This is a genomic window from Embleya sp. NPDC059237, assembly GCF_042754105.1.
In the GTDB taxonomy this organism is placed as follows: Bacteria; Actinomycetota; Actinomycetes; order Streptomycetales; family Streptomycetaceae; genus Embleya.
In genome coordinates, this window is sequence record NZ_JBHZAE010000005.1 from 133804 (window position 1) to 158818 (window position 25015).

The window sequence follows — 25015 nt, forward strand, 5'->3', positions numbered from 1 at the left end:
GTCGGGGAGGAGCATGACATCGGCCGCGGCGGCGCGTTCGATCCGCGATGATCTGCGTGGTCGGCGTCGCCGGCTCGGTCGATGGATCAGGAGTCGACCGATGATCGGCCGCCACCGGCCGGACCACAGGAGAACCGTGTGACCTCACCAAATGCTTCCGACCGACGCGGACCGCTGGTGTACGTGGGCTCGTACACCCCCGACATGGACGGGCACGGCACCGGCATCACCGTGTGCCGGCAGGACCCGGAGAGCGGACTGCTCGGTACGCCGTCCGCGGCCATTCCTGCGATCTCGCCGTCGTATCTGACCCGGCACCCCTCGGGCCGCTTCCTGTACGCGGTCAGCGAGCGGGCCGGCGAGGGCGCGGTCGGCGCGTACTCGGTGCAGGACGAACGGCTCGTGCCGCTGGGCGAGGTCTCCACGCTCGGCGCGGGGCCGTGTCATCTGGCGGCCGACCCCACAGGGCGGTTCGTGGTGGTGGCCAACTACGGCGGCGGCAGTGTGACCGTGCACCCGATCGCCGACGACGGCACGCTCGGCGAGGCCGCCACGCACGTACGGCTGACCGGGTCCGGGCCGGTGGCGGACCGGCAGGCGGCCTCGCACGCGCACCAGGTGACGTTCGCCGCCGGCGGCGGGTGGCTGGTGGTGTGCGACCTGGGTTCGGACACCGTGTACCACCTGAACTTCGACGCCGAGGCGGGGACCATCGCCGAGGGGCCGAAGGTGACCCTGCCGCCGGGGACCGGACCGCGGCACATCGCGTACGGGCCGAAGGACCTGGCCTGGCTGGCGGGGGAGTTGAACACGACGGTCACCCCGCTGCGCGGCGATCCGCGTACGGGGGCGCTGACCGTGGCGGGCAAGCCGTTCGTGTTGTCCGGCGGCGAGGGCGCGCCGTCGGGGATTGTGGCCTCGGCGGACGGGCGCTTCGTGTACGCGGCCAACCGGGGGCCGGACACGATCTCGGTGCTCGCCGTCGACGGCGCGGAGTTGGCCCTGGTCGAGGAGATCCCGACGGGCGGGGCCTGGCCGCGTGATCTGACCCTGGTCGGCGACGTGTTGTACGCGGCGAACCAGCGCGGCGACACGATCACCGCATTCCGCTGCGACCCGGGCACGGGCCGGCTCACCGCCCTCGGCGTCGCCCTCGCGACCGGCAGCCCGACCAGCGTCCTGGCCTAGCCGCTCCCGGGCCCGCCTGCCCGCCGGACGGGTCGCCTCGATCCGTCCGGCGTCGGGCCGGATGTGCCTCGATTCCGTGCCGCGCCCTACGCGCCGAGCGACTTGACCGCGCCGACCAGCGGGGCCGGTTCGGTGTGCTCCGCGGCCTCGGCGAGGGCTTCGCGCGGGGTGCGGTCGTGGGTGGGGCGGGCGGCGGAGAGCAGTGTGCAGCCCGCAGAGGTGACCTCGGTGTAGATGCCCCGACGGTCGGTGTCGCACAGATGGCGCGAGAGCAGTCCGCGCTCCTCCAGCCGGGTGACCAGGTGCGTGGTTGCGCTGCGGCTCAGTACCACCCACCCGTTCGCGCACGGTCGCCGGACACCTCCCCGGTGTGGCCGGGGCCGCCGGCGGGCAGAGCGGGCAGGGTGACTCCGGCGTGCCGGAGTCGGCGGCCCCTCGGCCCGTCCGACTTCCCGCTGACCGCGAGCCCTCCATCCCCCATCCCCCACCGCGAAGGACCGTCCCCATCATGAGTTCCACCCCCGTACCCGACGTCACCCTCAACAACGGCGTCACCATCCCGCAGCTCGGCTTCGGGGTCTTCCAGGTCGGCGACGACGAGGCCACCGCCGCCGTGACGAACGCCATCGAGGTGGGTTATCGCAGCATCGACACCGCCGCGATCTACGGCAACGAGGCGGGTGTGGGCCGGGCCCTGGCCGCCTCCTCCGTCCCGCGCGAGGAACTGTTCGTCACCACCAAGTTGTGGAACACCGAGCAGGGATACGACTCGACGCTCGCCGCGTTCGAGGAGAGCGCGCGGCTGCTCGGCCTGGACTACGTGGACATGTACCTGATCCACTGGCCGGCGGCGAGTCGGGACCGCTACCTGGACACCTGGCGCGCGTTCGAGAAGCTGCTCGCGGACGGCCGGGTGCGCACGATCGGGGTGTCCAACTTCCAACCCGAGCACCTGACCCGACTGCTCGAACACACCGCCGTGATGCCCTCGGTCAACCAGGTCGAACTGCACCCCTACCTCCAGCAGGGCCGGGTCCGCGCGTACGACCGGGCGCACGCGATCGCGACAGAGGCGTGGAGCCCGCTGGGCAAGGGCGGGGCGCTGCTGGCGGACCCGGTGATCACCGAGGCGGCCCGCGCGCACGGCAAATCGCCCGCCCAGGTGGTGCTGCGCTGGCACCTGCACCTGGGGAACATCGTCATCCCCAAGTCGGTCACGCCCGCGCGGATCCGGGAGAACTTCGAGGTGTTCGACTTCGACCTGGACGCGGCCGAACTGGACGCGATCGGTCGGCTGGACCGGGGCGAGCGGCTCGGCCCGGACCCGGACGAGGTCGACTGAGGCCGACCGCGCCGATCGTCAGCGGCGTTGCGGCTCGACCAGTGCCGGATGCGCGGGATGGTCGTAGCGCACGGTCAGGTCCGCCTCGGTCGTGGGCACGATCTCCTCGGCGTAGCGGGTCAGCGCCTCGATGGTCCAGGCGTCCTCGGCGGGGGTGCGCCGGCGCAGCGCTCCCGGGGACAACCACAGATGCACCGTCAGCTCCAGGGGCAGGCCCTTGCCGAGCAGCAACGGCCCGTCCAGGAGCAGTACCCCGCCCTCGGGCAGCACGGTGTAGTCGGCGCGGGTGGCCCGGTCCCGGGCCGCGTCCCACAGGCTCGGCAACACCCGCCCGGTGCCGCCGGGCGCCAGCGGTTCCAACACCTCGCGGCGCAGCCCGGCGTCGTCCAGCCAGCCCCACAGGTACGACTCGGCGTCGGTGTGCCCGTACTCCAGGCGCACCGACGCCGGCCGCAGGAAGTCGCGGGCCCGCACCCGCAACACCGGATGCCCGCGCAGGCGCAGCGGCGCCACCAACGCGTCGGCGAGCGCGCCCGGTTCGGCGGCGTCCGCGCCGTCCAGAGCCACCCGGGTCCACGGCCGGTCGGCGGCGCGCCGGGCGATCGCCTCGACCAGCTCGTCCACCAGGGCGGTCGGGGTGATCGGTCGTACGTTCACCATCGGCGCGCCGGGCGGGGTGCGTTCGGTGCGGTCATGGGGCCATTGTCGACCGCGCCGATCCAGCGGGTGCGCCCGACCCGGGCCGCGGCGGGCCGGCCCGCCGCGGCCCGGGTCGAGGCCGGCCGTTCGGGAGGTGGGTGTGGGAAGACGGGCGGGCGTCAGAAGGTGGGCATGGGCGGCATCTGCGGGGCCTGGACCACCGGTGCGGGCACCTCCACGAAGCCGCCGGAGATGCCCTGGTGCACACCCACCACGGCCGGACGCAGGTCGTGCAGCACGTCGTCCTCGCCGATCATGCCGACCGGGCCGCCCGAGCCGATGCGGCTGGTCTCGCTCGTGATGGTGTCCGCGTTGCCGTCGGCGAGCGCGGGGGCGGCCGGAGTCAGGGCGAGCAGGGCGCCGACCGTCACGGCGGTGAGCAGCGGGGTGATGCGCATGGGGGCTCCGTTCACTGGATGGTTCGCTGGTGCCGCACGGCGTGTGCGCGGCACCAGCGAACGCAATCGGCTGCGCCGAGTGGGGGAATCTCACTCGTTCGAGGGCGTGTCGCCTTGCCCGGCGCGACCGGTCAGTGCTCCGGCGCGATCAACTCCGCCGCGAGCGTGCCGGCGGCCAGCGCGCGGGTGTCGCCGGAGCGGGCGAACACGTCCACCGCGGTGTCCACGAGCTTGATCACGTGCTCGTCGCCGTGCGCGAGGGCACGCTGTCCGGCCTCGACGGGATCGGGCGCGGGAGCGGGCGTACCGGTCGCGTCCTCGCGGCCCGAGTAGACCGCGAAGACCGCACTGCTCGTGGCCCAGGCCGTGGTGTACGAGGGGATCCACTGCTCGCGCGGCAGCGCCGGCAACACCCGCAACACCGCGCTCGGGGCGGTCACCGCGTGCACGTTCATCACCCCGCTGCCGTGTCCGCGGCGCAGGTAGCGCAGGGTTGCCGCGTGCACGGTGTCGGCGAGCAGCGCCTGCGCCTGCTCGGGGGTCGTGGCCTCCTGTACCGACAGGGTCGGGGTCAGCCACGCGTCCCACCCGGCCAGGAAGTCGAGCCGGCGGCTGATGTGGTCCTTCTCCTCGATCGGCAGGGGCGGGACCGCGTCCAGGGCCTCGAACGGCGTGCGGCCCCCCGCGAGCCGCGGCAGTTCGGGCAGGGCCTGGTTGCTGGACGCGAAGTACGCCATCGCGTGGGCGAACTCGGCGAGGCGGACCGGGCTCTCGCCGGGGTCCAGCAGGGCGCGGACCGCGTGTCCGACCCGGATCACCCCGTGGGTGGCGCCGCCGGGCAGTCCCGGGAGCAGCCTGGGCCACCACAGCGCGAGCACCTCGCGCCACGGCCGTTCGGCGATCTCGTCCGTGAACAGGGCGATCCAGTCGCCGTCCCGGGCGCGGTCGCCCAGTGCCTCGCGCCACGCGTCGCGGGCGATGCGCTCGGTGGGTCGCGAAACCGGTTCCAGCCGGCGGGTGTAGGAGTCGAGCCAAGCGGGCACGGCTTCCCACTGGCCCGCGTGCACGAGGGCTTCGACGGCCATCGGCCCGTGGTTGGACAGCTTGTCGTCGAATTCGGAGCCGGTGCGGTGCAGACGTGCGAATGCTTCGTCCAAGGCGTCGGCGGCTTGTTGTCGCATCGTTCGTTTCCTTCGTGTGCCGAGTGTGGACCGGGGACTTCCGGTTAGGACAGTTAAGTCTTGCCTAACTTGCCGGTATTCCCGGGAGAAGCATAGGGTCGACTCTGTCACCGCAACCACTGCGCAGGAGGAACTCCCGTGGCCGACAAGGTCTACACGCTCCCCGACCTGACCTACGACTACGCCGCCCTGGAGCCGCACATCAGCGGCGCCATCATGGAGCTGCACCACGACAAGCACCACGCGGCGTACGTGGCCGGTGCCAACACCGCCCTCGAGCAGCTCGCCGACGCCCGCGACAAGGAGGCCTACGGCACCATCTCCAAGCTGGAGAAGGACCTGGCCTTCCACGTCTCGGGCCACGTGCTGCACAGCCTGTTCTGGACCAACCTGGGCCCGACCGGCAACGGCGAGCCCACCGGTGACCTCGCCGAGCAGATCGGCGTCGACTTCGGCGGCTTCGAGCAGTTCCGCGCGCACATGACGCAGACCGCGATGACCGTGCAGGGGTCGGGCTGGTCCGTCGCCGCGTGGGAGCCGCTGTCGCAGCGCATCGTGGTCACCCAGGTCTACGACCACCAGGGCAACATCCCGCAGGGCACCGTGCCGCTGCTCGCGATCGACGCGTGGGAGCACGCGTTCTACCTCCAGTACAAGAACGTCAAGGCGGACTTCTTCAAGGCCGTGTGGAACGTCTTCAACTGGGACGACGTCGCCGCGCGCCTCTCGGCCGCCAAGGGCGCCTGAGGAACGACGTCCGGTCCGGGGCCGCGCGGGGGTTCCCCGTGCGGCCCTGTCCGGTGGGGGTGACACACACTCGGGGTACTCGGGACGAACGAGGGAGGCGAGCGGGGTGAGCGAGCAGGACGCGTTCGCACTGTTGCCCGAGACCCGGCGGGAGATATTGCGGCGCCTCAAGGGCGCGGGTGAGCTGCGCGCGGAGGAGTTGGCCGAGGCGGTCGGGATGACCGCGAGCGGCATGCGCCAGCAGTTGTCCGGGCTGGTCGCCGAGGGGTATGTGACCCACCGGCAGGCCCGATTGGGGCCGGGCCGGCCGAAGCACGTGTACCGGCTGACCACGGCCGGCGAGAACCTGTTCCCCCGGCGCTACGGCGACCTGGTCGGGGACCTCCTGGAGACCGCTCAGGCCGAGGAACCCGGCTTTGTGGACCGCCTGTTCGACCGGCGTCGGGAGCGGCGCCTGGAGCGCGCCCGGACCCGGACCACCGCGCCCGACCTCGCCGATCGGGTGGCCGCGATCGCCGCCATCCTCGACGAGGACGGCTACCTGGCCGCCGCGCGACCGCTGGCGGACGGCGGCGGCTGGCTGATCGTCGAGCAGAACTGCGCGATCTTCGACGTGGCGATCCGCTGCGGCACCGCGTGCTCGTCGGAACTGACGTTCCTGCGCGAGGCGTTGCCGGACACCGAGGTGCGGCGGGTGAGCCACATGGTGGCCGGCGCCCCGCACTGTGCGTACGAGATCCGGCCGCGGGAGGCGGGGTCGACGCAGGCCGACGCGGGGTCGTCGGGCGCGGAGTAGTTCAGGCCCCCGTGTGTCCGGCCGGGGAGTCGGCGCGGCTCCATTCCAGGACGCGTTCGCGCAGGGCGGGCTTGCTGATCTTGCCGGTGCCGGTGACCGGCAGCGCGTCGGTGAACACCACCCGGCGCGGGACCTTGAAGCCGGCCAGGTGTGCGCGGCACAGCGTGACCAACTCGTCCGGGTCGACGGTGTGTCCGGCGGTCGGGACCACCACGGCGACCACCCGTTCGCCCCACCGGGTGTCGGGTTCGCCGACCACCGCGACCTCGCGTACGCCGGGGTGTTCGCGCAGGACCGCCTCCACCTCGCGGGCGCTGACGTTCTCGCCGCCGGTGATGATCACGTCCTTCTTGCGGTCCAGGACGTACAGATAGCCCTCGGCGTCGAGTCGGCCCAGGTCGCCCGTGCGGAACCAGCCCGCTGCGAACTCGCCGGTGTCCACCTGCCAGTAACCGTCCGCGACCTGCTCGGAGCGGACCGAGATCTCGCCGACCGCGCCGGCGGGCAGCGGCCGGTTCGCGTCGTCGACGATCCGGATCTCCACCCCCGGGCCGGGGCGCCCGGCGGCGGCGTACAGGTGCGGGCGATCGCTCGCGGCGTTGCGGTGGTCGGCGGCGTTCAGGAACACCGCGTTGCCCGACAACTCCGTCATTCCGTACCCCTGCCCCAGGCCGCAGCCGAGCAGCCCGTCGACCCGGCGGATCAGCTCGGGCGTGATCGGCGAGGCGCCGTAGCTGATCGAGCGGATGCGCTCGCGCAAGCCGTCGCCCTCTCGCACGTGGTCGAGGAGCGCGTCGATCATGGTCGGCGCCAGGGACAGGCTGGTCACCTCGAACTCGCGGACCACGGCGGCCAGTTCGGCCGGGAGATAGCGGCGCAGCACGACCGCCGGGCGGCAGGCCAGATGGTGTGCCAACACCTGGTAGCCGGCCACGTGTGCGAGCGGGAAGGGGGTCAGTACGACGGTGTCCGGGTCGACCGGGCGGCAGGCCAGCGAGGCGCGCATGGCCGCGATCAGGCTGCGGTGGGTGAGCCGGACACCCTTGGGCCGGCCGGTGGTGCCGGAGGTGAACAGCAGCCAGGTCAGGGCGGATTCGTCGGCGGCTGGGTCGAAGGCGGCGTCGGTCGGCGGGTCGTCGGCGCTCCACTCGGCACCGGTGTGCTCGGCGGTGACGGCCGCGTCCAGTTCCAGGCTCGGGCCGCCCGGCCACGCGAGTGTGCCGAGCAGGTCGGCGTCGCCGAGGAGCAGTTCCGCGCCGGAGCGGGCGAGTTGGTCGGCCCATTCGCGCGGGTGCAGTCGGGGGTTGAGCGGGACCAGGACGCGCCCGGCCCACGGGACGCCGTAGTAGGCGGCGACGTACTCGGCCCGATTGTGCGCGAGGATCGCGACCCGGGCGCCGGGCGACGTGCGCTTGGCCACGGTCGTGGCCAGGGCTCGCGAGCGGGCAGCCAGTTCGGCGAACGTCCAGGCCGTGGTGGACGGGTCGGCGACCGCTGTGGCCGATGGGGTGCGGAACGGGTGTCCGGGGACGATCAGCGCGGTGCGATCGGGTACCTCCCGAGCCGCGGCGACCAGGATCTCGTGCAGCAGCATGGGGCCTCCGACCTTCTCGCCGGGACGCTACCGCAGGTGGGCGGCGGGTTCGGGGGGCGGGCCGGGATTTCGGCTGTCGGGACCCGGGGCGGTGGGGGAGGATCGTGGGGGCCGGCCGCGATCGGGCGGTCGTCGTCGATCCGGAGGGCATGCTCGATGAGTACTGTGAACCAGGCCGCCAACGCCGATCGTTACGCGGAATTCCTGGCCCTGCATCGGGCCGACACGCCACTGGTGTTGCCGAACGCGTGGGACCACGCCACGGCGGCGGCGCTGGTCGAGCGCGGGTTCTCGGCGATCGGGACGACGAGCCTGGGCGTCGCGATCGCGGTGGGCAAGCCGGACGGGGTCGGCGGCACGCGTGAGGAGACGGTGCGCCTGGGGGTCGGGATCGCGCGGCTGCCGGTGCCCGTCAGCGTCGACGTCGAGGGCGGTTTCGCCGAGCGCCCGGAGGACGTCGCGGCGTTGGGCGCCGAGCTGGTGCGGGCCGGGGTGGCGGGGATCAACATCGAGGACGGGCGGGCCGACGGGACGCTGACCGACGCGGACCACCAGGTCGCGGTGATCGCCGCGATCAAGCAGGCCGCGCCGACGCTGTTCGTCAACGCGCGCACGGACACCTACTGGGCGGGCGGCCCGGGCGCCTCGCTCGACGAGACGGTGCGGCGGATCCGGGCCTACCGGGCGGCGGGGGCCGACGGCGTGTTCGTACCGGGCGTCCAGGACGAGGCCGTGATCGAGAAGCTGGTGGGCGCCACCGACGCGCCGCTGAACATCCTGTACAGCCCCACCGGCCTGTCCCGGGCCCGCCTCGCGCGGCTCGGCGTACGACGGATCAGCACGGGGTCGCTGCTGTTCCGGGTCGCGGTGCGGAGCGCGGTGGACCTGGCGTGGTCGGTCGCGCACGACGGGGAGGCGACGGCGGGTGACGCGCCGACGTATGCACAGGCGCAGGCGATGTCGGAGGTCTACCGGGCGGACTGAGACCGGGTCGCGTGGCCGTGCGGGTGGCCGTGCGGGCCCACCCCGGGCGCGGACCCATGCGGTGGGCGGCATACTGCTGGGCGGTGGGGCCGGGACGGCTTCGCCGGATTCGGCCGGCTCGATCGTGAAAGATCTGATCTCGATGACGTTGCACGTTCCGCCGACCATCACCGCGGATTTCCGGGACTTCTGGCAGGAACGACACCTGTGCCTGCTGGTCACCCACCGCCCCGACGGCACGCCGCACCAGGTGCCCGTCGGCGCCACGTACGACGACGTGTCCGGGATCGCCCGGGTCATCTCGCACGGCGCGAGCAAGAAGGTCCGCAACGTGCTCGCGGCGGCACCGGGCGCCCGCGTCGCGCTCTCCCAGGTCGCCGGGCGGCGCTGGTCCACGCTGGAGGGGATCGCGACGGTCAACCGCGATCCGGAGGCCGTCGCCGAGGCGGTGCGGCGATACACCGAGCGCTACCGCGAGCCGAGGGTGAATCCGGAGCGGGTGGTGATCGAGATCGCGGTGACCCGGCGGATGGGGACGGTGTAGAGGCGGGGCCGCGCCCGACCGCCGTGGGGTGGGGGTGTACCGGCCGTCGAGGCGTAGCCTGCCGGGAGAGTGTGGGTACACCGATTCGAACGGGGATGGGTCGATGACACAGGTTGCCGTGGTCACTTTCGACGGCTTCAACGAACTGGACAGCTTCGTGGCCGCGGCCATCGTCAACCGCTGTCGGCGCGACGGTCTGACGGCGTACATCACCACGCCCACGCCGACGGTCACCTCGATGAACGGCGTCGAGATCACCGGGCAACGCGCGTTCGACTTCATCCCCGAGGCCGACGTGGTGTTGATCGGCAGCGGTATCAGGACCCGCGACGTGGTCGCCGACGACACGCTGCTCGCGAGCCTGCCGCTCGACCCCGGCCGGCAACTCGTCGGCTCCCAGTGCTCCGGCGCCCTGGTCCTGGCCCGACTCGGCCTGCTGACCGACCTACCCGCCTGTACCGACGCCACCTCCCGGCCGTGGGTCGAGGCGGCCGGTGTCGAGGTTCTGGACGCCCCGTTCCACGCGTGCGGCCCGATCGCCACCGCCGGCGGCTGCATGGCCTCGCAGTATCTGGCCGCCTGGACGATCTCCCGCACATTGGGCGAGGCGGCGGCCCGGGCGGCGATCGACTACGTGGCCCCGGTCGGCGAGAAGCAGTCCACCGTGGAGCACGTGTTCCGGGTCCTGCGCGCGGGCGAGCGCGTGACGGCGGGCTGACCGGGCCCCGGCGACGCCGCCGCTATGCCGCGATTCCCGCCGCCCGCAGGCGGGCCTCGACCCCCGCCCACGTCGGCTCCACCGGGTCCGGTCGGTGGGTGCCGACGTCGAGATCCTTGAAGCCGCTGGACGTGGCCACGCAGACCACCGGGCCGTCGATCGGCCCGTGTGCCCGCAGGCCCGCCAGGCCCGCCGCGGCGGAGGTTTCGACCCAGATCCCCTGGCGGCTCAACTCCGCGCGGGCCGCCGCCAGTTGGGCGTCGGTGAGGAGCAGGGCCCGCCGTTCGTCGTGCTCCACGGCCAGGACGCCCCGGTAGCCGCCGACGGGGCAGTCGATCGCGTACGCGGTGGTCCGGCCGACCGGGACGTGTGCGGCAGGCAGGCCCGCGCGCACCGCCGCGGCGAGGGGGCCGCCGGCGGCCGGCTCGCACGAGAACAGTCGGGGCGTGCGGTCGGTCAGGCCGAGGCGGCGCAGTTCGGCGAAGCCCTTCCACACCCCGAACAGCAGCTCGCCGTAGCCGGTCGGGACGAACACCGCCGCCGGGACGCCGAGTTCGGCGTGGATCTCGTACGCGATGGTCTTGTAGCCCTCGGGGCCGAAGGCATGGCCGGTGTGCGTGGTGGTGAGGTTGCTCAGCGGATGGAAGCCGAGCCGGTCGACGATCTCGCGCATCAGTCCCCACCGCGCCTCGGCCGGTACGGGCAGCACGGTCGCACCGTACGCCTCCAGGAACGAGTGCACCGCCGGCGGCGCGTCCGAGGACGCCAACACCACCGCCGGCAGCCCGGCCCGGGCGGCGAAGGCCGCCGCGGACGCGCCGTGGTTGCCGGAGGAGGACACCACGACGCCGGGCGCGCCCACGGCGAGCGCGGCGGAGACCGTACAGCGGTTGATCCGGTCCTTGTGGCTCCAGGTCGGGTTGCGCGATTCGTCCTTGACGTACACCCCGTCGCCGAACTCGATCAGCGGCGTGTCGCCCTCGCCCAGACCGAGCCCGAGCAGCGGTGGCAACAGCGGTGCCCAGCGGGCCAGTCCGGCGCGCGGGCCACCCGGCGCGAACAGCTCCGGCTCGACCCGGTCGTAGGCGTAGTCCACCTCGACCGGAAAGGCGACCTCGTCGGTGCTCGTCACCGGACACCCGGACAGCAGCGGCGGCCACAGCGGAAACTCGACACTCGGATCGCCCAGCGAACGCTGCACCGTGGCCAGCGATTCCCCCGGGCCGGACGGGCGCGACCGGGGCGAGGAGTCTTCGGAGATCATGACCGTCGAGCCTAACGCCGCGCCTCCGCCTCCGGAGGATTCGCCTGCGCCTTCGCGCGACTCGCCTGCGGCGTCGGGTGGTTCGTCGAACGCACCGCATGCCAGTCGTGGGTGTCGGTCAGGTTGGCATCGGCCTGGCGCGCGGCCTCGGCCGGGTCGCGGTCGCGCAGCGCGCGGAGCAGATCCTCGTGGCCCGCGGGTGCCGCGCCCTGGTAGCCCGGGTCGGTCCAGGAGTCGGCCACCGAGGCCCGTACCGGGCCGGACAGGTTGCGGTACAGCTCGGCCAGCAGCGGATTGTGCGCCGCGTCGGCGACGCCCAGGTGGAACTCCCAGTCGGCGGCGATCCATGCGTCGAAGTCGCGCGCGTCCCACGCCGCCCGGCGCCGGCGCAGCGCGTCGTCGAGCGCGGCCAGGTCGCCTTCCTCGGCACGGATCGCGGCGAGCCGGGCGGCCTGGAGGTCGAGTGCCTGGCGTACCTCCAGGACCTGGCCGATGTCGCTGCCGCCGTAGAGGCGTTCGACTGCGCCGGAGAGTTCGCTGACCGCGCGGACGTACGTGCCGTCGCCCTGGCGCACGTCGAGCAGGCCCGCGTGGGCGAGCGCGCGCACCGCCTCGCGCAGCGTGCCCCGGGCCACCTGGAGCTGTGTCATCAGTTCGGGCTCGGGCGGGATGCGACCGCCGACCGGCCAGTCACCGGAGGTGATCCGCTCGCGCAGCCGGGCGATCACCTCGGCGGACAGCGCCGGCCGGCGCACGGATTCGAGGCTGCTCATCGCGCGCGGGCTCCTGACCTGGGACGTCGGCGGCGACCGGGACGGCCGCCCCCTCCGGCGACGACCGGAATTCGCCGACCGGCCCCGAAACCGTCGCCGGACCTCAGGATACCTCCGTACACGTCGGATGATCGGACGTCATCTGGACAGGATTCATCAGACGTCTTACCTTTGACCCATGACTCCCGCCGCCTCCGCCTCCACCTCGCTCGCGGTGCCGACCGCCGCCGATCCGGCCGCCCGTCGGCGGGCCGCGTGGCTGGCCGGCGTGGGCATCGTGCTGATCGCGTTCAACCTGAGGCTCGGCATCAGCAGCGCGGCGGCGCTCCTGGAGGCGCTGCGCGACACGCTGGGTTTCGGCTCGGTGACCGCGTCGCTGCTGCCCACCCTGCCGACCCTGTGCTTCGCCGCCGCCGGGCTGACCGCCTCGCCACTGGCCCGCCGGTTCGGCACCGAGCGCGCGGTCCTGGTGGCGCTGGTCGCGCTCGCCGCCGGGCTGGGTCTGCGGATGGTGCCGGCCACCTGGGCGCTGCTGACCGGCACCGTCGTGGGCATGTCGGGGCTGGCCGTGGGCAATGTGCTGCTGCCCGCCCTGCTGCGCGGACACTTCCCGCACCGCGTGTCGGTGCTGACCGGGGTGTACACGACGGTGATGGCACTGGGCGCGACCTTGGCCGCGGCGGTGGCCGTGCCGGTGGCCGACGGGCTCGACTCGCCCTCGCTGGGCTTGGCCGTGTGGGCGATCCCGGCGGTGGCGGCGCTGCTCGTGTGGTCGCTGGTCCGCGCCCCGCACGCGGCGGCCGGCGGTACCGGCGCCGCGGGGTACGTGTCGCCGTGGGCGATGGCGCGCACCCGCCTGGGTCGCCTGGTCACCGCCTACTTCGCGCTGCAGGCGTTGAACTGCTACGCGCTGGTGGGGTGGTTGCCCACGCTGCTGTCGGACCGGGGGATGAGCCACGGCGGCGCGGGCGCGATGTTGGCGATCACCCAGGGCGCGGGCATCCCGGCCACATTCGCGCTGCTCGCGTTCGTGCGGGCCACCGGGCGGCTGCGGCCGGCGTTCGTCCTGGTCTCGGTGAGCATGCTGATCGGCTTCACCGGCCTGCTGATCGCGCCGGTCGCGGCGCCGGTGGTGTGGGCGGTGGCGGTCGGGGTGGGCTTCTGCTCGTTCCCGCTGGTGCTCTCGGTGATCGGCGGCAGTGGCGCCGGCGCCGCCGAGACGACCGCGCTGTCCACGCTGGCCCAATCGCTCGGCTACGGGGTCGCCGCGACCGGCCCGTTCGCGCTCGGCCTGATGCACGGCGCCACCGGCGGCTGGACGGTGCCGATGGCGGCCCTCGTGGTCACCGCCGTCGGCCAACTCCTGGTCGGCCTGGTGCTGTCCGGCGGCCACGGCGCGACCGGCACCGCCGAACCCGAACCCGCCGAACCCGCCCGGCGGCCCGGCACCTGACCCACCGGCACCGGACCGCCCATCGGGCTACAGGACTTCCGCCGCAGGCTGGGCGAACTGCGAGGCGTACAGCCGGGCATAGGCGCCGTCCGAAGCCAACAGCGCCTCGTGCGTGCCCTGTTCGACGATCGAGCCCGACTCCATCACCAGGATCACGTCCGCGTCGCGGATCGTGGACAACCGGTGCGCGATCACGAAGCTGGTCCGGCCCCGGCGCAGCGAGTTCATCGCCTTCTGGATCAGCACCTCGGTGCGGGTGTCCACCGAACTGGTCGCCTCGTCGAGCACCAGGATCTGCGGCTCGGTCAGGAACGCCCGGGCGATGGTGAGCAGTTGCTTCTCGCCGGCGCTGAGGTTGCCGGCCTCGTCGTCGAGCACGGTGTCGTATCCGTCGGGCAGGGTGCGCACGAAGCGGTCGGCGTGGGTGGCCCGGGCCGCCTCGACGATGCGCTCGCGCGAGACGTCGCCGACGCCATACGCGATGTTGTCCGCGATCGTGCCGCCGATCAGCCACGTGTCCTGGAGCACCATCCCGATCGGCGCGCGCAGGTCCTCGCGGGTCATCGTGGCGATGTCCACGCCGTCGACGGTGATCCGTCCCTCGGTGACCTCGTAGAACCGCATCAGCAGGTTCACCAGCGTGGTCTTGCCCGCGCCGGTCGGCCCGACGATGGCCACCGTCTGGCCCGGGTGCACCTCCAGGTCCAGGTTCTCGATCAGCGGCTTGGTCGGCTCGTAGCGGAAGGAGACCCCCTCGAAGGCGACGTGCCCGGTCACCTTCTCCAGGCGTACGGCCGGCTCCGGATCGGGGGACTGCTCCTTGGCGTCGAGCAGCGCGAACACCCGCTCCGCCGAGGCCACCCCGGACTGGAGCAGGTTGGACATCGCGGCGACCTGGGTGACGGGTCCGTTGAACTCGTACGAGTACTGGATGAACGCCTGGATGTCGCCGAGCGTCATCGCGCCCGAGGACACCCGCAGCCCGCCGATCACCGCGACCAGCACGTAGTTGAGGTTGCCCACGAAGGACATCGCGGGCTGGATCAGGCCGGAGATGAACTGGGCCTTGAACCCGGCCGTGTACAGCGCCTCGTTGTGCTTGTCGAAGACCTCGGCGGACTCCTTCTGTCGGCCGAACACCTTGACCAGAGCGTGGCCGGTGTACATCTCCTCGATGTGCGCGTTGAGCTTGCCGGTGCTCGACCACTGCTTGACGAACTGCGGCTGGGCGCGCTTGCCGATCACCATGGTGACCAGGATCGAGGTGGGCACGCTGATCAGCGCGACCAGCGCGAGCAGCGGGGAGATCCAGAACATCATCACCAGCACGCCGACGATGGTCAGCAGCGAGCGCACGATCTGGCCCATTGCCTGCTGGAGGGTCTGGGCGATGTTGTCGATGTCGTTGGTGGTGCGCGAGAGCACCTCGCCCCGGGGCTGCTTGTCGAAGTAGTTCAGCGGCAGCCGGGACAGCTTGGTCTCGGCCTGCTCGCGCAGCCGGTAGGTGGTGCGCTGCACGATGGTCGCGGTCAGTCGGCCCTGGACGAACGCGAACAACACCGAGCCGGCCACCACCGCGAAGGTGACGAGCAGGATGTCGCGGACGTGGTCGTAGTCGATGCCTCCGCCGCGGCCCGCGCCGGTGAAGATCGCGTCGGTGGCCTTGCCGAGCAGCCGGGGGGTGAGCACCGACAGGCCGACGCCCGCGATGCCGCAGAACAGCAGTGCGTACAGCCGGGCACGTTCGGGGGCCATCATGCGCAGCAGTCGCCGGCTGCTGGCCTTGAAGTGCATCGACTTCTCGACGGGCGGGCCGCCGATCATCCGCGTCATCGGCCCACCGCCGGCCTGCGGTCCCGGACGGCGGGCGGGGACGGCGGCCTCGGTTTCGGTGTCGCTCTCGGTTTCGCGCGGGCCGGCGCCCTCGTCGGTGGTGGTCACGCCGCCTCCTCCTCGGTGAGCTGGGACAGCACGATCTCGCGGTAGGTGTCGTTGTCGGCCATCAACTCGGCGTGGGTGCCGGTGCCGACCACACGGCCCTCGTCCAGCACCACGATTCGGTCCGCGTGCCGGATGGTGGCCACCCGCTGGGCCACGATCACCACGGTGGCCTCGGCGGTTTCCGCGAGCAGCGCCGCGCGCAGCGCCGCGTCGGTGGCGTAGTCGAGTGCGGAGAACGAGTCGTCGAACAGGTAGATCTCCGGTTTGACCACCAACAGCCGGGCGATCGCCAGGCGTTGCCGCTGGCCGCCGGAGACGTTGCCGCCGCCCTGGGCGATCGGCGCGTCCAGCTTCTCGGGCAGGGCCTCGACGAAGTCGCGGGCCTGGGCGATCTCCAGGGCCCGCCACAACTCCTCGTCGGTGGCGTCCGGATTGCCGTAGCGCAGGTTGGAGGCGACGGTGCCGGAGAACAGGTACGGCTTCTGCGGGACCAGACCCACCGTGCGCGACAGCAGCCCGGCCTCGAGTTCGCGGGTGTCCACACCGCCGATCAGTACCGAGCCGCCGGTCACGTCCAACAGGCGCGGAATCAGGCCGAGCAGCGTGGTCTTGCCCGCGCCGGTGCTGCCGATCACCGCGGTGGTCTCGCCGGGCCGGGCGATCAGGTCGATGCCGCGCAGTACCGGCTCCTCCGCGCCCGGGTAGCAAAAGCTCACGTCGCGCAGTTCGAGCCGGCCGTGCGCGTGCAGCGCCGTCACCGGTGCCTTCGACACGGTCAGGCTGGTCTCGGTGTCCAGGACCTCGGTGATCCGGTCGGCGCACACCGCCGCGCGCGGGATCATCATGGTCATGAAGGTGGCCATCATGACCGAGGTCAGGATCTGCATCAGGTAGCTGAGGAAGGCGACCAGCGCGCCGATGTCCATCGACCCGTCGCCGATCCGGTGTCCGCCGATCCACACGATGACGATCGCCGAGGTCTCCCACACCAGCAGGACCGACGGATACATGAACGCCATCAGCCGGCCGACGGAGAGCGACACGTCGCGGATGTCCGCGTTGGCGTCCGCGTAGCGGGCCTGTTCGTGGCCGTCGCGGCCGAACGCGCGGATCACCCGGATCCCGGTGATCTGCTCGCGCATGATCCGGTTCACGTTGTCGATCCGGCCCTGCAGCGTGCGAAACAGCGGCGGCATCGCCCGTACGATCCACCCCACGGCGAGGATCAGCACGGGCACGATCAGCAGGAAAAGCAGGGACATCGGGACGTCCTGGTTGACCGCCATCAGGATGCCGCCGAAGCACATGATCGGTGCGGACACCATCAGGGTCAGCGACAACAGCGCCAGCATCTGGACCTGTTGCACGTCGTTGGTGGTGCGGGTGATCAAGGACGGGGCGCCGAACCGGCCGACCTCGCGCGCGGAGAAGGTCTGCACCCGGTCGAACACGGCGGAGCGGATGTCGCGGCCCACGCCCATGGCGATGCGGGCCCCGAAGTACACGGCTACCGCGGCGCAGACGATCTGGACCAGGGTGACGCCGATCATCGCGCCGCCGACGCGCAGGATGTAGCCGGTGTCGCCCGCGACCACGCCGTGGTTGATCAGGTCGGCGTTGAGGGTCGGCAGGTACAGGGTGGCGAGGGTCTGGACCAGTTGCAGCAGCACCACCAGGCCGATCGGCTTGGCGTAGGGGCGCAGATGTGCGCGCAGCAGTCGGATCAGCACGATGTCCTCTTCGGGTCAAGGGAGCGCGGCCGACAGGAGGCGGCGGCCGGGAGCGGCCTCGGGCCGGGGCTCGTGCGGGGCACCGGTCCTGGGCATGGGTCGGGCGCGCGTCGTCGGGGCGGGTCCTGCTCCCGACGGTAGTGCCCGTGGCCGGAACGGTCGATCGGATTGTGCACGTCGGCCGGGTGGCGGCGCGGGCGGACGTCGGTGGACGGCGGGCTGTGCATGGCGGATCTCCCCGTGGGTGGTCCAGGATGCCGGACGCGGGTCGGCGACGGTGCCCGGGCGATACGTCGAAACCGTGGAGACTTCGGTTCGAACCGTAAAACTTCAAGTCGACTTGAAGTCAAGGCGCGGGCGACCGGGATGCGTCGATGCCCTGGGGTCGTCGCCGGCCCTTGTGCACCGTACACAGCAGAGCGGCCCGCCCACCTCGGGGGTGGACGGGCCGCTTTCCGCGTTCGCTGCGGGCGTACGTCAGCGGATCGAGACGTGTGTGTGCGAGGCGTGGAACGCGGCGACCTTGCCGCCGTGGCCACAGCCGTGCGCGATGAGCACTCCGGAGACGGTGGTGTGGTCGACCTCGACGCCGCTTTCGTGGGCCTGGGCGGTACCGGCACCGGCGAACGCGAAGAGGGCGGCGCCGGCGACGGCGACCAGGGTGGTACGGATACGCATTTCATCTCCCATGGTGGAGTGTGCGTGAGCGGGGCGAGCTGCGAATATCCGAAAAACTGCACATCATGGGAGATTTCCCCTGTTTGGGGGTGTGTCGACCGTCGGATGCGACCCGTTCGGCCGCCGTCACTGGTCCACGAGGGTGAGCCAGTGCGCGTACCGCTCGTCCCGGCCGGTGACCGCCGCGGTGTAAGCGGCCTGGATCTTGCGGGTGATCGGACCGCTGCCCACCTCGCGGTCGTCCAGCGACGCCACCGGGATCACGCCGGCGGCGGTGCCGGTGACCAACACCTCCTCGGCGGTGTACAGATCGCTCCGCAGCAGGTTCTGCACCCGCACCTCCAGGCCCAGGTCGCGAGCCAGGGTGAGCACGGTGTCCTGGGTGATCCCGCGCAGCGCGCCGGCGCTCGGCGGCGGAGTGCAGAGCACGCCCTCGCGCACCGCGAACACGTTGGCCGCGCTGCACTCGCTGACGTACCCGTCCGCGTTCAACAGCAGCGCCTCGTCGTAACCGGCGCGCAGCGCGGCGGTCTTGGCCAGCGCCGAGTTGAGGTAGCCGGCCGTGGCCTTGGCCGCCGGCGGCATCGCGTTGGGGTCGTTGCGCCGCCACGAACTGGTGGCGAGCCGGACGCCGCGCTCGGCGCTGTCGCCGAGGTAGGCGTGCCACTCCCAGCCCGCGATGCTCACCTCGACCGGCAGCCCGGGGCGAAAGCCCGGACCCATCTCGCCGTAGCCCAGGTGCGCGAGGTGGCGCAGGTAGCACTCGTCGTGTCCGTTGGCCGCGATCAACTCCAGCGTCGCGGCGTGCAGCGCGGCCGGGTCGTAGGGCAGTTCGAAGCCCAGGATGTGCGCGCTTTCCCGAAACCGGCGCAGGTGGTCGTCCAGCCGGAACACGGCGGGTCCGCGCGGGGTGGCGTGCGCGCGGGTGCCTTCGAGCACGCCCGTGCCGTAGTGCAGACCGTTGCTGAGTACGTGCACCTTGGCATCGGCCCACGGCACGAGCGTGCCGTTCATCCAGATCCGGTCCGCTTCGATCAGTGCCATGGCTGCTCCCACCGGGGTCGCTCGACTCGATGTCGAGAAAGTGGATCGTTGGCAAGCATGTCGATGTGCCACTTACCAAGTGGCACATTAGCCGTATCGATATTGGTCCACTAGGGGTGTTCGCGGATCGGGACGGGCAGGTCGCCGTCCGGCGAACGAGCGGCGGGTCAGGCGCTCTTCGGGGTTTCGCGCCAGGCGGCTTCGAGGAGGTCCACCGCCTGGGACAGGACCGGTTCGGGCCACGCGTAGCTGAGCCGGATGCGGTCGCCGGCGGTGTGCGGTGCGGGGGCGAAGACCGCGCCGGGGGAGACCGCGACGCCGTGGCGCAGTGCGGTGGCGACGAAGTCCTCGCCGTCCACGCCGGGCAGTCGGGCCCACAGGGACAGGCCGCCGCGGGGCGTCGTCCACTCCCATTCGGGCAGGCGCTCGGCGAGTTCGGCGGTGAAGTGGTCGCGGCGCCGGGTCAGATCGGCGAACCACTCGCCGACCCGGGCCGGGCGGCCCGGGTCGCGCAGCAGGTGGATCGCCAGCTGCTGGTCCAGGGTCGAGGTGGCCAGGTCGGTACGTTGTTTGGCCTCGACGAGGAGCGAGCGCACGCCCGGGGGCGCGGCGATCCAGCCCAGGCGCAGGCCGCCCCACGTGGTCTTGGACAACGAGCCCAGGCAGACCGTACGGTCCGCCCCGTGCTCGATCGCCGAGGCCACCGGCCCGTCGGCCAGGCTCGCGAGCGTGCGGTCCTCGACCAGGAGCCCGCCCTCCTCGGCAGCGACCCGGGCGATCGCCTTCGCCCGTCGGGCCGAGACCACCGCGCCGGTCGGGTTGTGCACCGGCAGCGAGAACACGTAGGCGGGCCGATGCCGGCGGATCGCCGCGCGCAGCGCCTCCGGGTCGAAGCCGTGGCGGTCGCCCGGGACCGGGATCGCCTCGGCGCCGAAGCGGTACGCCGCCGCGAGCATCCCGGGATACGTGGTCGGCTCGACCAGGACCCGGTCGCCGGGCACGAGCAGTGCGTCGGCGATCAGGTGGATCGCCTGCTGCGCCCCCGAGGTCACCACGACGTCGTCGGCGGTGAAGCCGGCGGGCAACTCGTGCGCCGCGATCAGCTCGCGCAGCCGCGGGTCGCCGGTCGGTCCGTAGCCGTCCGGGGGACGGGAGTCGAGCAGGTCCTCGACGCGCAGCGCGGTGTGCGGCAGGAGTGTGGTGTCGGGTACGGCGGCCTTGGCCAGGTCCACGACGATGGTGCCCTCGCGCAGCCAGCGGGCGAAGGTCGGCCGGCCGCCGGCGCGCACGTAGGACCCGCTGCCGTGGCGGCGCTCGACCAGGCCGATCCGGTGCAGCGAGAGGTAGGCGGTCGCGACGGTGCCCCGGCTGAACCCGAGGGCGTCGGCGAGCGCACGCTCGGACGGCAGGCGGGTCTCGGCCAGCAATTCGCCACCCTCGACCAGGTCGCGCAGCGCGTCGGACAGCCGTTCACCACGGGAGCGGCGCTCGTTGCGTCGTGGACGCCCCATACGCTCCCCGAGCACCACGGCGAACTGCTCGACGTCCACGACCACTCCCTCTGCACCCGGGCCTCACGGCCTCGATGGTTGCACGGCCGACGGCTGCCACTCTCGCCTGAGCAACCCGAATATCCACGAGTCGGAGACCTCGCCGTTCACGACGCAGTCTTCCCGCAGCGTCCCTTCCCGCATGAATCCCATCTTCTCCAGGACCCGGGCGGATGCCACGTTGCGCGTATCGGTCTCGGCCTGAACCCGATTCAGATCCAGCGTGTCGAACGCCCACCGCAGCACGGCGTGCGCGGCCTCCGTCGCGAAGCCGTGGCCCCACATCGCGTCGCCGAGGCAGTAGCCCAACGACGCGCTGCGACAGTCCTCGTCCCACGCGGTCAGACCGCACCAGCCGACGAAAGCCCCATCGGAAACACGGTCGATGGCCACCCGGGCCCCGGTGCCGTCGTTTGCCATCGTCCGGCACATCGTGACGAACCGCTCGGCACGGGCCCGTTCGGTCCACGGTGGGGAGTCCCAGTAGCGCATCACGTAGGTGCTGCTGTGCAGCGCGAAGAGGGAGTCCACGTCGCCATCGGTGAACGGCCGCAGCCGCAGGCGAGCGGTATACAGCACGGGAGTGGCCAAAGTCATGCGCACCATCTTGCGTCCTCACGAGACGCACAGACACCGAATATCCAACCCGGGGGGCGGTGCCGGATACGGACTCGACGACCACGAAGCGCGCGATGCGTCAGGGGTGGGACAGGTTCTCGTATAGGCGGTACAGCCGGTTTGTTGTGTTGGTTTGGTCCTGCTTGGACAGTTTTGACCAGGTTTGGGTGAGTAGGGTGCGGGCCTGCCGGCCGGGCCATGGGGTGGGTAGCAGTTCCGGGGGTAGGAGCGGGTCCGGTTCGATTGCGCGGCTGAACTCGACGCCCAACTCGACGCCGATGGTGAGGAGTTCGACGTCGGTGAGGTCGACGCCGGATTCCAGGCGGGTCAGGCGGGGGCGGACGATGTCGAGCAATCGGGTGTAGCGTCCGGCGATTTCGTCCAGCGGCCACAACTTTGCGGCCAGGGCGCGTGGTTGGTCGATGGCGCCGATGCGCAGGTCTCGGCTGGTGAGCTGGGTGACCGCGGCGGACACGCCCAGGCGGTGTGCCTCGGCCGCGATCAGTTCCGTCCAGTCGTTGGCGCACGCGTACAGCCCGCCGTGCAGCGCCGCGCCGCCCAGCCACACGATCGTGTCGCGCAGCGCGTCGCGTGCCGATCGTGCGGACTCCGGGATCGCGAACGCGACCAGCCGCCATGCGCCGTCCCACGGCGCCTCGCCCCGGTCCTGGCGAAACGCGTGCCGCACGAACTCGACGTTGGGTTCGAGGGTGCGTCGGGCATCCTCGGTCGCCCTGAGCACCGCCTTGCGTCCGCGCCCCTCGTGGGTGAAACGGCCCTCGGCGACCAGGCGCTTGACGCACAGCCGCACCTGCTGGTCGGACATGCCGAGCGCGCCCGCGACGGTGTACAGCTCCCCGGTGTCGACGCTGCCGTCGCCGCGCACGAGCGCGTGTACGAGGGTGCGGGTGGGGATTTCGACGCGGCCCGTGTCCGGCGTTCCTGGCATGTCCCGAGCATACGAGCGCGGCACCCGTGGCCCCGCGCTCACCCGCGCCCGCCCGGATGCGCGGGCTCGACCCGGCGGACCATCGTGGTCACCGCGCCGAAGCCCATCAGCCCGCGCAGAAAGGGAGTTCGCTGGGTCGAGGTGGCCACGAAGCCGTGCCGCTCGTAGAGCGCCCGGGCCCGCGGGTTGACGTCGATCACATCGAGCCGGATCCGCCGACAGCCGAGCTCGCGGGCCACGGCGGCGACCTCGTCGAGGAGCAGGCCGCCGACGCCCGTGCCGCGTTGCGCGGCATCGACGCAGATGCCGTCCATCACCAACTCCCCACGTCCCGGCCGACGTTCGAACAGGGCCAGGACGGCGAGCCGGGGCAGCGCGCGGATTCCGCCGTAGGCGCGTAGCACGTCGCCCGCGGTTCCGCCGGTCAGGCCGCGGCCACCGTGGGCGTAGCCGGCCAGGCCGACCAGCTCGCCGTCCCGGGTCGCGACCACGGCGCGGTCCGGGTGCAGGTGTTCGGCCAGGAACGCGATCCCGGCCTCGGCGGGGCCCAGCCCGGCGCCCAACTTGCGACCGAACGCCTCCCAGTACAGCTCGGCCGCCCGCCGCCGCGCGCCCTCCGGCAGCCCGCGACCGATGGCCGGGGGCGCGGGTTTCGGGCTGCCGTGCGCGGGTGGTGCCTGTTCCTGGTCCATTGCCGCCTCCGGGGCCGGTGGGTGGCGCCCGGCGGGCGAGCGGGGCTGCGGCCGGGCCATTCGGGTCATTATGCAAAAACGTTCATTACCGTAACGAGCGTTTTTGATTTGATAACTACGGTATCGCAGGCGCTGTCCGAAGGGAGATGACGACATGGGGATCCGAGGGTTCGTTCGACGCCATCGGGTGCTGAGCCTGTGCGCGGAATGCCACCAACGACGGCTTCTATCGGCCGCAGATGGAGGCGTACGCGCGGGCCGGCTACGCGACGCTCTCGTGGAACAAGCCGGGCGTGGCCGGGTCGCCGGGCAACTGGCTGGACCAGAGCATGGAGGACCGGGCCCGGGAGACCGAGGCGGCGATCGCCTGGAGTCGGTCGCGCCCGGACGTGGATCATGCGCGGGTCGGCCTGTGGGGCGCCAGTCAGGCGGGCTGGGTGCTGCCGAAGGTGGCCGCGCGCACGCCCGACGTGGAATTCGTGATCGCCGTGTCGCCCGCGATCAACTGGCTGCGGCAGGGCCGGTCCAACCTGCTCGCCGAGTTGCGCGCGGAGCATGCGTCGCAGGCCCGGATCGACACCGAGGTCCGGCGCAGCGACGAGGTTCGGCGGCTGATTGCACAGGGCGCCGGGTACGAGCAGTACCGCGCCGCGCTGGGTTCGGCGGCGACCATGCCGGCGGACCGGTGGAGCTTCGTCCGCAAGAACGCCGGAGCCGACGCGAGTGCGGACCTGGCCGGGGTGCGGGTGCCGGTGCTGCTGATGCTCGGGGGGCGCGACGTGAACGTGGACGTCGTCGAGACCGACGCGGAGTGTCGCAAACTGCCCGCCGGGCGGGCCGAATTGACGGTACGTCACTACCCGGACGCGGCGCACTCGACGGTCGACGCGGACATCGAGGGTTCGGAGACGAAAACCTTCTTCACCGCGGTCTTCGCACCGCGTGACCTGTTCGTCGACGGCTATCTCGCCGACCAGGGGCGATTTTTGGCCGGACGCCGAGTGGGCCGCTGAGCCCGGCACGGGGGGCGGAGCCGGGCGCCGGGAAGGTGCTTCCCGGTCCGGTGGGCCGGGTGCTCAGCCCACCGGGGTCGGGACGGCTCCCAGGGCTGTGGCGATCTCTGTCAGTTGTGGGTCGCCGGCGGCCTTTTCCAGGGCTGTGGTCAGGGCCTGGGCGTAGGTTCGGGCGGCCTCGGTCAGGCGGGCGCGGCCGTCGTCGGTGATGACCGTGTACACCCCTCGGCGGTCCTTGGGACACAGGTCGCGTCGGGTGAGGCCGTCGGTTTCCAGGCGGACCGCGAGGCGGCTGACCGAACTCTGGTTGAGCCCGATCGAGTCGGCCAGCTCCTGCATACGCAACTCGCCGTCGGGCGCCACCGCGAGTCGGGACAGCGCGCGGTACTCGGACAGGCCGATGCCGTGTCGCCGCTGAAGTGTCCGGCCGAGGTCGTGCTCGACGCGCGCGTGCAGCACGACGACCTGCTCCCAGAGCTTCGCGTCCATGACCCCGTCCTTTCTCCGGTCCGGTCGAACCCGTGTCCGGCCGTTGGTGGGCCGAGCGCGGATCGATCCGCTGTTGACAGCAGATTACATGCAGTGCCAGATTATGCATGCGCAAGCAAATCATGCATGTGCATGCAGATTCTTTTGACCCTGGAGCATGCGATGACCGTCACCACCACCCACGACGCCGCCGGCGACACCACCCGCGCCCGGATCGAGCGCATCGCGACCACCCCCGACTGGTACGAGCCGTACCGGATCTCCCAGGCCATCCGCGCCGGCGGCCTGATCTTCGTATCCGGGCAGGCCGGGTTCGACGAGAGCGGAGGCACCGTCGAGGGCGGCTTCCTCGCCCAGGGCCGGCAGGCCTTCCGCAATGTGGAGCGGGTGCTCGCCGAGGCGGGGGTGACCTTCGCCGACGTGGTCAAGGTCGGCATCTACGTCCGGAACATGGCCGAGAACCTGGACGAGGTGATCCGGCTGCGGGAGGAGTTCCTGTCCCTGCCGTACCCGGCGGACACCCTCGTCGAGGTCTCCTCCTTGGCCCGGCCCGACTGGCTGATCGAGGTCGAGGTCACCGCGCTGGACCGCTGAGTCCGCGAAACCGCCGCCACCCGACCGCCGGACCGC

General features: G+C 72.0%; 24 protein-coding genes and 2 pseudogenes. 10 read left to right on the forward strand and 16 right to left on the reverse strand.

Annotated features, from left to right (window positions below):
* Positions 1 to 138: 138 nt before the first annotated feature.
* Positions 139 to 1188, forward strand: a complete 1050-nt coding sequence (locus ACFXKZ_RS17805) for a lactonase family protein (protein WP_380001396.1) — start codon at positions 139 to 141, stop codon at positions 1186 to 1188.
* A gap of 86 nt (positions 1189 to 1274) precedes the next feature.
* On the opposite strand, the pseudogene ACFXKZ_RS17810 reads toward ACFXKZ_RS17805, so the two are convergent.
* Positions 1275 to 1520: pseudogene (locus ACFXKZ_RS17810) on the reverse strand (MarR family winged helix-turn-helix transcriptional regulator); the annotation flags it as partial.
* A gap of 176 nt (positions 1521 to 1696) precedes the next feature.
* On the opposite strand from ACFXKZ_RS17810, the gene ACFXKZ_RS17815 reads away from it, so the two are divergent.
* Positions 1697 to 2530 (forward strand): aldo/keto reductase, encoded by an 834-nt coding sequence (locus ACFXKZ_RS17815; protein ID WP_380001398.1) that lies wholly within the window; start codon positions 1697 to 1699, stop codon positions 2528 to 2530.
* Between the two features lie 18 nt (positions 2531 to 2548).
* Here the strand turns inward: ACFXKZ_RS17815 and ACFXKZ_RS17820 are convergent, their stop codons facing one another.
* The 3 genes from ACFXKZ_RS17820 to ACFXKZ_RS17830 form a co-directional block, all read right to left on the reverse strand.
* Complete coding sequence (locus ACFXKZ_RS17820) at positions 2549 to 3190, reverse strand: uridine kinase (protein ID WP_380001400.1); 642 nt, start codon at positions 3188 to 3190, stop codon at positions 2549 to 2551.
* A gap of 158 nt (positions 3191 to 3348) precedes the next feature.
* Positions 3349 to 3627 (reverse strand): hypothetical protein, encoded by a 279-nt coding sequence (locus tag ACFXKZ_RS17825; RefSeq protein ID WP_380001402.1) that lies wholly within the window; start codon positions 3625 to 3627, stop codon positions 3349 to 3351.
* A 131-nt stretch (positions 3628 to 3758) separates the two neighbouring features.
* Positions 3759 to 4808: a questin oxidase family protein gene (locus ACFXKZ_RS17830; protein WP_380001404.1), complete on the reverse strand. Its 1050-nt coding sequence runs from the start codon at positions 4806 to 4808 to the stop codon at positions 3759 to 3761.
* A gap of 138 nt (positions 4809 to 4946) precedes the next feature.
* On the opposite strand from ACFXKZ_RS17830, the gene ACFXKZ_RS17835 reads away from it, so the two are divergent.
* On the forward strand, positions 4947 to 5555 hold the full coding sequence (locus ACFXKZ_RS17835; RefSeq protein ID WP_078974164.1) for a superoxide dismutase: 609 nt from the start codon (positions 4947 to 4949) through the stop codon (positions 5553 to 5555).
* 106 nt (positions 5556 to 5661) lie between these two features.
* Positions 5662 to 6351 (forward strand): helix-turn-helix transcriptional regulator, encoded by a 690-nt coding sequence (locus ACFXKZ_RS17840; protein ID WP_380001406.1) that lies wholly within the window; start codon positions 5662 to 5664, stop codon positions 6349 to 6351.
* Between the two features lies 1 nt (position 6352).
* On the opposite strand, the gene ACFXKZ_RS17845 is transcribed toward ACFXKZ_RS17840, so the two are convergent.
* Positions 6353 to 7945, reverse strand: a complete 1593-nt coding sequence (locus tag ACFXKZ_RS17845; RefSeq protein WP_380001408.1) for a class I adenylate-forming enzyme family protein — start codon at positions 7943 to 7945, stop codon at positions 6353 to 6355.
* A 156-nt stretch (positions 7946 to 8101) separates the two neighbouring features.
* Here ACFXKZ_RS17845 and ACFXKZ_RS17850 point away from each other — a divergent pair, with 156 nt between their 5' ends.
* From ACFXKZ_RS17850 to ACFXKZ_RS17860, 3 genes are all read left to right on the forward strand, one after another.
* Complete coding sequence (locus tag ACFXKZ_RS17850) at positions 8102 to 8929, forward strand: isocitrate lyase/phosphoenolpyruvate mutase family protein (RefSeq protein ID WP_380001410.1); 828 nt, start codon at positions 8102 to 8104, stop codon at positions 8927 to 8929.
* 142 nt (positions 8930 to 9071) lie between these two features.
* Positions 9072 to 9473, forward strand: a complete 402-nt coding sequence (locus ACFXKZ_RS17855; protein WP_380001412.1) for a pyridoxamine 5'-phosphate oxidase family protein — start codon at positions 9072 to 9074, stop codon at positions 9471 to 9473.
* Between the two features lie 103 nt (positions 9474 to 9576).
* Positions 9577 to 10191: a DJ-1/PfpI family protein gene (locus ACFXKZ_RS17860; RefSeq protein ID WP_380001414.1), complete on the forward strand. Its 615-nt coding sequence runs from the start codon at positions 9577 to 9579 to the stop codon at positions 10189 to 10191.
* A gap of 22 nt (positions 10192 to 10213) precedes the next feature.
* Here ACFXKZ_RS17860 and ACFXKZ_RS17865 read toward each other — a convergent pair whose 3' ends face one another.
* The gene (locus ACFXKZ_RS17865; RefSeq protein WP_380001416.1) at positions 10214 to 11455 is read right to left on the reverse strand and encodes a pyridoxal-phosphate dependent enzyme; all 1242 of its coding nucleotides are present in this window, start codon (positions 11453 to 11455) and stop codon (positions 10214 to 10216) included.
* Positions 11456 to 11466: 11 nt separating this feature from the next.
* Positions 11467 to 12228, reverse strand: coding sequence for a FadR/GntR family transcriptional regulator (locus tag ACFXKZ_RS17870; protein ID WP_380001418.1), 762 nt, complete (start codon positions 12226 to 12228; stop codon positions 11467 to 11469).
* A gap of 178 nt (positions 12229 to 12406) precedes the next feature.
* Between ACFXKZ_RS17870 and ACFXKZ_RS17875 the strand changes: the two genes are divergently transcribed.
* Positions 12407 to 13681 carry an MFS transporter gene (locus ACFXKZ_RS17875; RefSeq protein WP_380001420.1) on the forward strand — a complete coding sequence of 425 codons (1275 nt, stop codon included), beginning with the start codon at positions 12407 to 12409 and terminating at the stop codon, positions 13679 to 13681.
* 27 nt (positions 13682 to 13708) lie between these two features.
* Here the strand turns inward: ACFXKZ_RS17875 and ACFXKZ_RS17880 are convergent, their stop codons facing one another.
* From ACFXKZ_RS17880 to ACFXKZ_RS17915, 8 genes are all read right to left on the reverse strand, one after another.
* The gene (locus tag ACFXKZ_RS17880) at positions 13709 to 15622 is read right to left on the reverse strand and encodes an ABC transporter ATP-binding protein (protein ID WP_380001422.1); all 1914 of its coding nucleotides are present in this window, start codon (positions 15620 to 15622) and stop codon (positions 13709 to 13711) included.
* Entirely contained in the window at positions 15619 to 17352 is a 1734-nt protein-coding gene (locus ACFXKZ_RS17885) for an ABC transporter ATP-binding protein (RefSeq protein ID WP_380001423.1), read from the reverse strand. The genes ACFXKZ_RS17880 and ACFXKZ_RS17885 overlap by 4 nt, the downstream gene beginning before the upstream one ends.
* 477 nt (positions 17353 to 17829) lie before the next feature.
* Positions 17830 to 18030, reverse strand: a complete 201-nt coding sequence (locus ACFXKZ_RS17890) for a hypothetical protein (RefSeq protein WP_380001425.1) — start codon at positions 18028 to 18030, stop codon at positions 17830 to 17832.
* Between the two features lie 126 nt (positions 18031 to 18156).
* Positions 18157 to 19074 (reverse strand): branched-chain amino acid transaminase, encoded by a 918-nt coding sequence (locus tag ACFXKZ_RS17895; RefSeq protein WP_380001427.1) that lies wholly within the window; start codon positions 19072 to 19074, stop codon positions 18157 to 18159.
* A 167-nt stretch (positions 19075 to 19241) separates the two neighbouring features.
* Positions 19242 to 20624, reverse strand: a complete 1383-nt coding sequence (locus tag ACFXKZ_RS17900) for a PLP-dependent aminotransferase family protein (protein ID WP_380001429.1) — start codon at positions 20622 to 20624, stop codon at positions 19242 to 19244.
* 24 nt (positions 20625 to 20648) lie between these two features.
* A complete protein-coding gene (locus tag ACFXKZ_RS17905; RefSeq protein ID WP_380001431.1) occupies positions 20649 to 21221 on the reverse strand; it encodes a GNAT family N-acetyltransferase in 573 nt (190 codons plus the stop codon).
* A 100-nt stretch (positions 21222 to 21321) separates the two neighbouring features.
* Positions 21322 to 22191, reverse strand: coding sequence for a PaaX family transcriptional regulator C-terminal domain-containing protein (locus ACFXKZ_RS17910; protein ID WP_380001433.1), 870 nt, complete (start codon positions 22189 to 22191; stop codon positions 21322 to 21324).
* Positions 22192 to 22229: 38 nt separating this feature from the next.
* Positions 22230 to 22883, reverse strand: a complete 654-nt coding sequence (locus ACFXKZ_RS17915; protein WP_380001435.1) for a GNAT family N-acetyltransferase — start codon at positions 22881 to 22883, stop codon at positions 22230 to 22232.
* A gap of 233 nt (positions 22884 to 23116) precedes the next feature.
* Between ACFXKZ_RS17915 and ACFXKZ_RS17920 the strand changes: the two are divergent.
* Positions 23117 to 23896: pseudogene (locus tag ACFXKZ_RS17920) on the forward strand (alpha/beta hydrolase family protein); the annotation flags it as partial.
* 63 nt (positions 23897 to 23959) lie between these two features.
* On the opposite strand, the gene ACFXKZ_RS17925 reads toward ACFXKZ_RS17920, so the two are convergent.
* A complete protein-coding gene (locus tag ACFXKZ_RS17925; protein ID WP_380001437.1) occupies positions 23960 to 24385 on the reverse strand; it encodes a MarR family winged helix-turn-helix transcriptional regulator in 426 nt (141 codons plus the stop codon).
* Positions 24386 to 24517: 132 nt separating this feature from the next.
* Between ACFXKZ_RS17925 and ACFXKZ_RS17930 the strand changes: the two genes are divergently transcribed.
* On the forward strand, positions 24518 to 24979 hold the full coding sequence (locus tag ACFXKZ_RS17930) for a RidA family protein (RefSeq protein ID WP_380001439.1): 462 nt from the start codon (positions 24518 to 24520) through the stop codon (positions 24977 to 24979).
* Positions 24980 to 25015 lie beyond the last annotated feature (36 nt).

Excerpts from the sequence above, each read along its gene's own strand:
- ACFXKZ_RS17815 (WP_380001398.1), top strand. The coding sequence starts at position 1,697 with ATGAGTTCCACCCCCGTACCCGACGTCACCCTCAACAACGGCGTCACC.
- ACFXKZ_RS17820 (WP_380001400.1), bottom strand. The coding sequence starts at position 3,190 with ATGGTGAACGTACGACCGATCACCCCGACCGCCCTGGTGGACGAGCTG.
- ACFXKZ_RS17825 (WP_380001402.1), bottom strand. The coding sequence starts at position 3,627 with ATGCGCATCACCCCGCTGCTCACCGCCGTGACGGTCGGCGCCCTGCTC.
- ACFXKZ_RS17830 (WP_380001404.1), bottom strand. The coding sequence starts at position 4,808 with ATGCGACAACAAGCCGCCGACGCCTTGGACGAAGCATTCGCACGTCTG.
- ACFXKZ_RS17845 (WP_380001408.1), bottom strand. The coding sequence starts at position 7,945 with ATGCTGCTGCACGAGATCCTGGTCGCCGCGGCTCGGGAGGTACCCGAT.
- ACFXKZ_RS17850 (WP_380001410.1), top strand. The coding sequence starts at position 8,102 with ATGAGTACTGTGAACCAGGCCGCCAACGCCGATCGTTACGCGGAATTC.
- ACFXKZ_RS17855 (WP_380001412.1), top strand. The coding sequence starts at position 9,072 with ATGACGTTGCACGTTCCGCCGACCATCACCGCGGATTTCCGGGACTTC.
- ACFXKZ_RS17860 (WP_380001414.1), top strand. The coding sequence starts at position 9,577 with ATGACACAGGTTGCCGTGGTCACTTTCGACGGCTTCAACGAACTGGAC.
- ACFXKZ_RS17865 (WP_380001416.1), bottom strand. The coding sequence starts at position 11,455 with ATGATCTCCGAAGACTCCTCGCCCCGGTCGCGCCCGTCCGGCCCGGGG.
- ACFXKZ_RS17870 (WP_380001418.1), bottom strand. The coding sequence starts at position 12,228 with ATGAGCAGCCTCGAATCCGTGCGCCGGCCGGCGCTGTCCGCCGAGGTG.
- ACFXKZ_RS17875 (WP_380001420.1), top strand. The coding sequence starts at position 12,407 with ATGACTCCCGCCGCCTCCGCCTCCACCTCGCTCGCGGTGCCGACCGCC.
- ACFXKZ_RS17890 (WP_380001425.1), bottom strand. The coding sequence starts at position 18,030 with ATGCGTATCCGTACCACCCTGGTCGCCGTCGCCGGCGCCGCCCTCTTC.
- ACFXKZ_RS17895 (WP_380001427.1), bottom strand. The coding sequence starts at position 19,074 with ATGGCACTGATCGAAGCGGACCGGATCTGGATGAACGGCACGCTCGTG.
- ACFXKZ_RS17905 (WP_380001431.1), bottom strand. The coding sequence starts at position 21,221 with ATGACTTTGGCCACTCCCGTGCTGTATACCGCTCGCCTGCGGCTGCGG.
- ACFXKZ_RS17910 (WP_380001433.1), bottom strand. The coding sequence starts at position 22,191 with ATGCCAGGAACGCCGGACACGGGCCGCGTCGAAATCCCCACCCGCACC.
- ACFXKZ_RS17915 (WP_380001435.1), bottom strand. The coding sequence starts at position 22,883 with ATGGACCAGGAACAGGCACCACCCGCGCACGGCAGCCCGAAACCCGCG.
- ACFXKZ_RS17925 (WP_380001437.1), bottom strand. The coding sequence starts at position 24,385 with ATGGACGCGAAGCTCTGGGAGCAGGTCGTCGTGCTGCACGCGCGCGTC.
- ACFXKZ_RS17930 (WP_380001439.1), top strand. The coding sequence starts at position 24,518 with ATGCAGATTCTTTTGACCCTGGAGCATGCGATGACCGTCACCACCACC.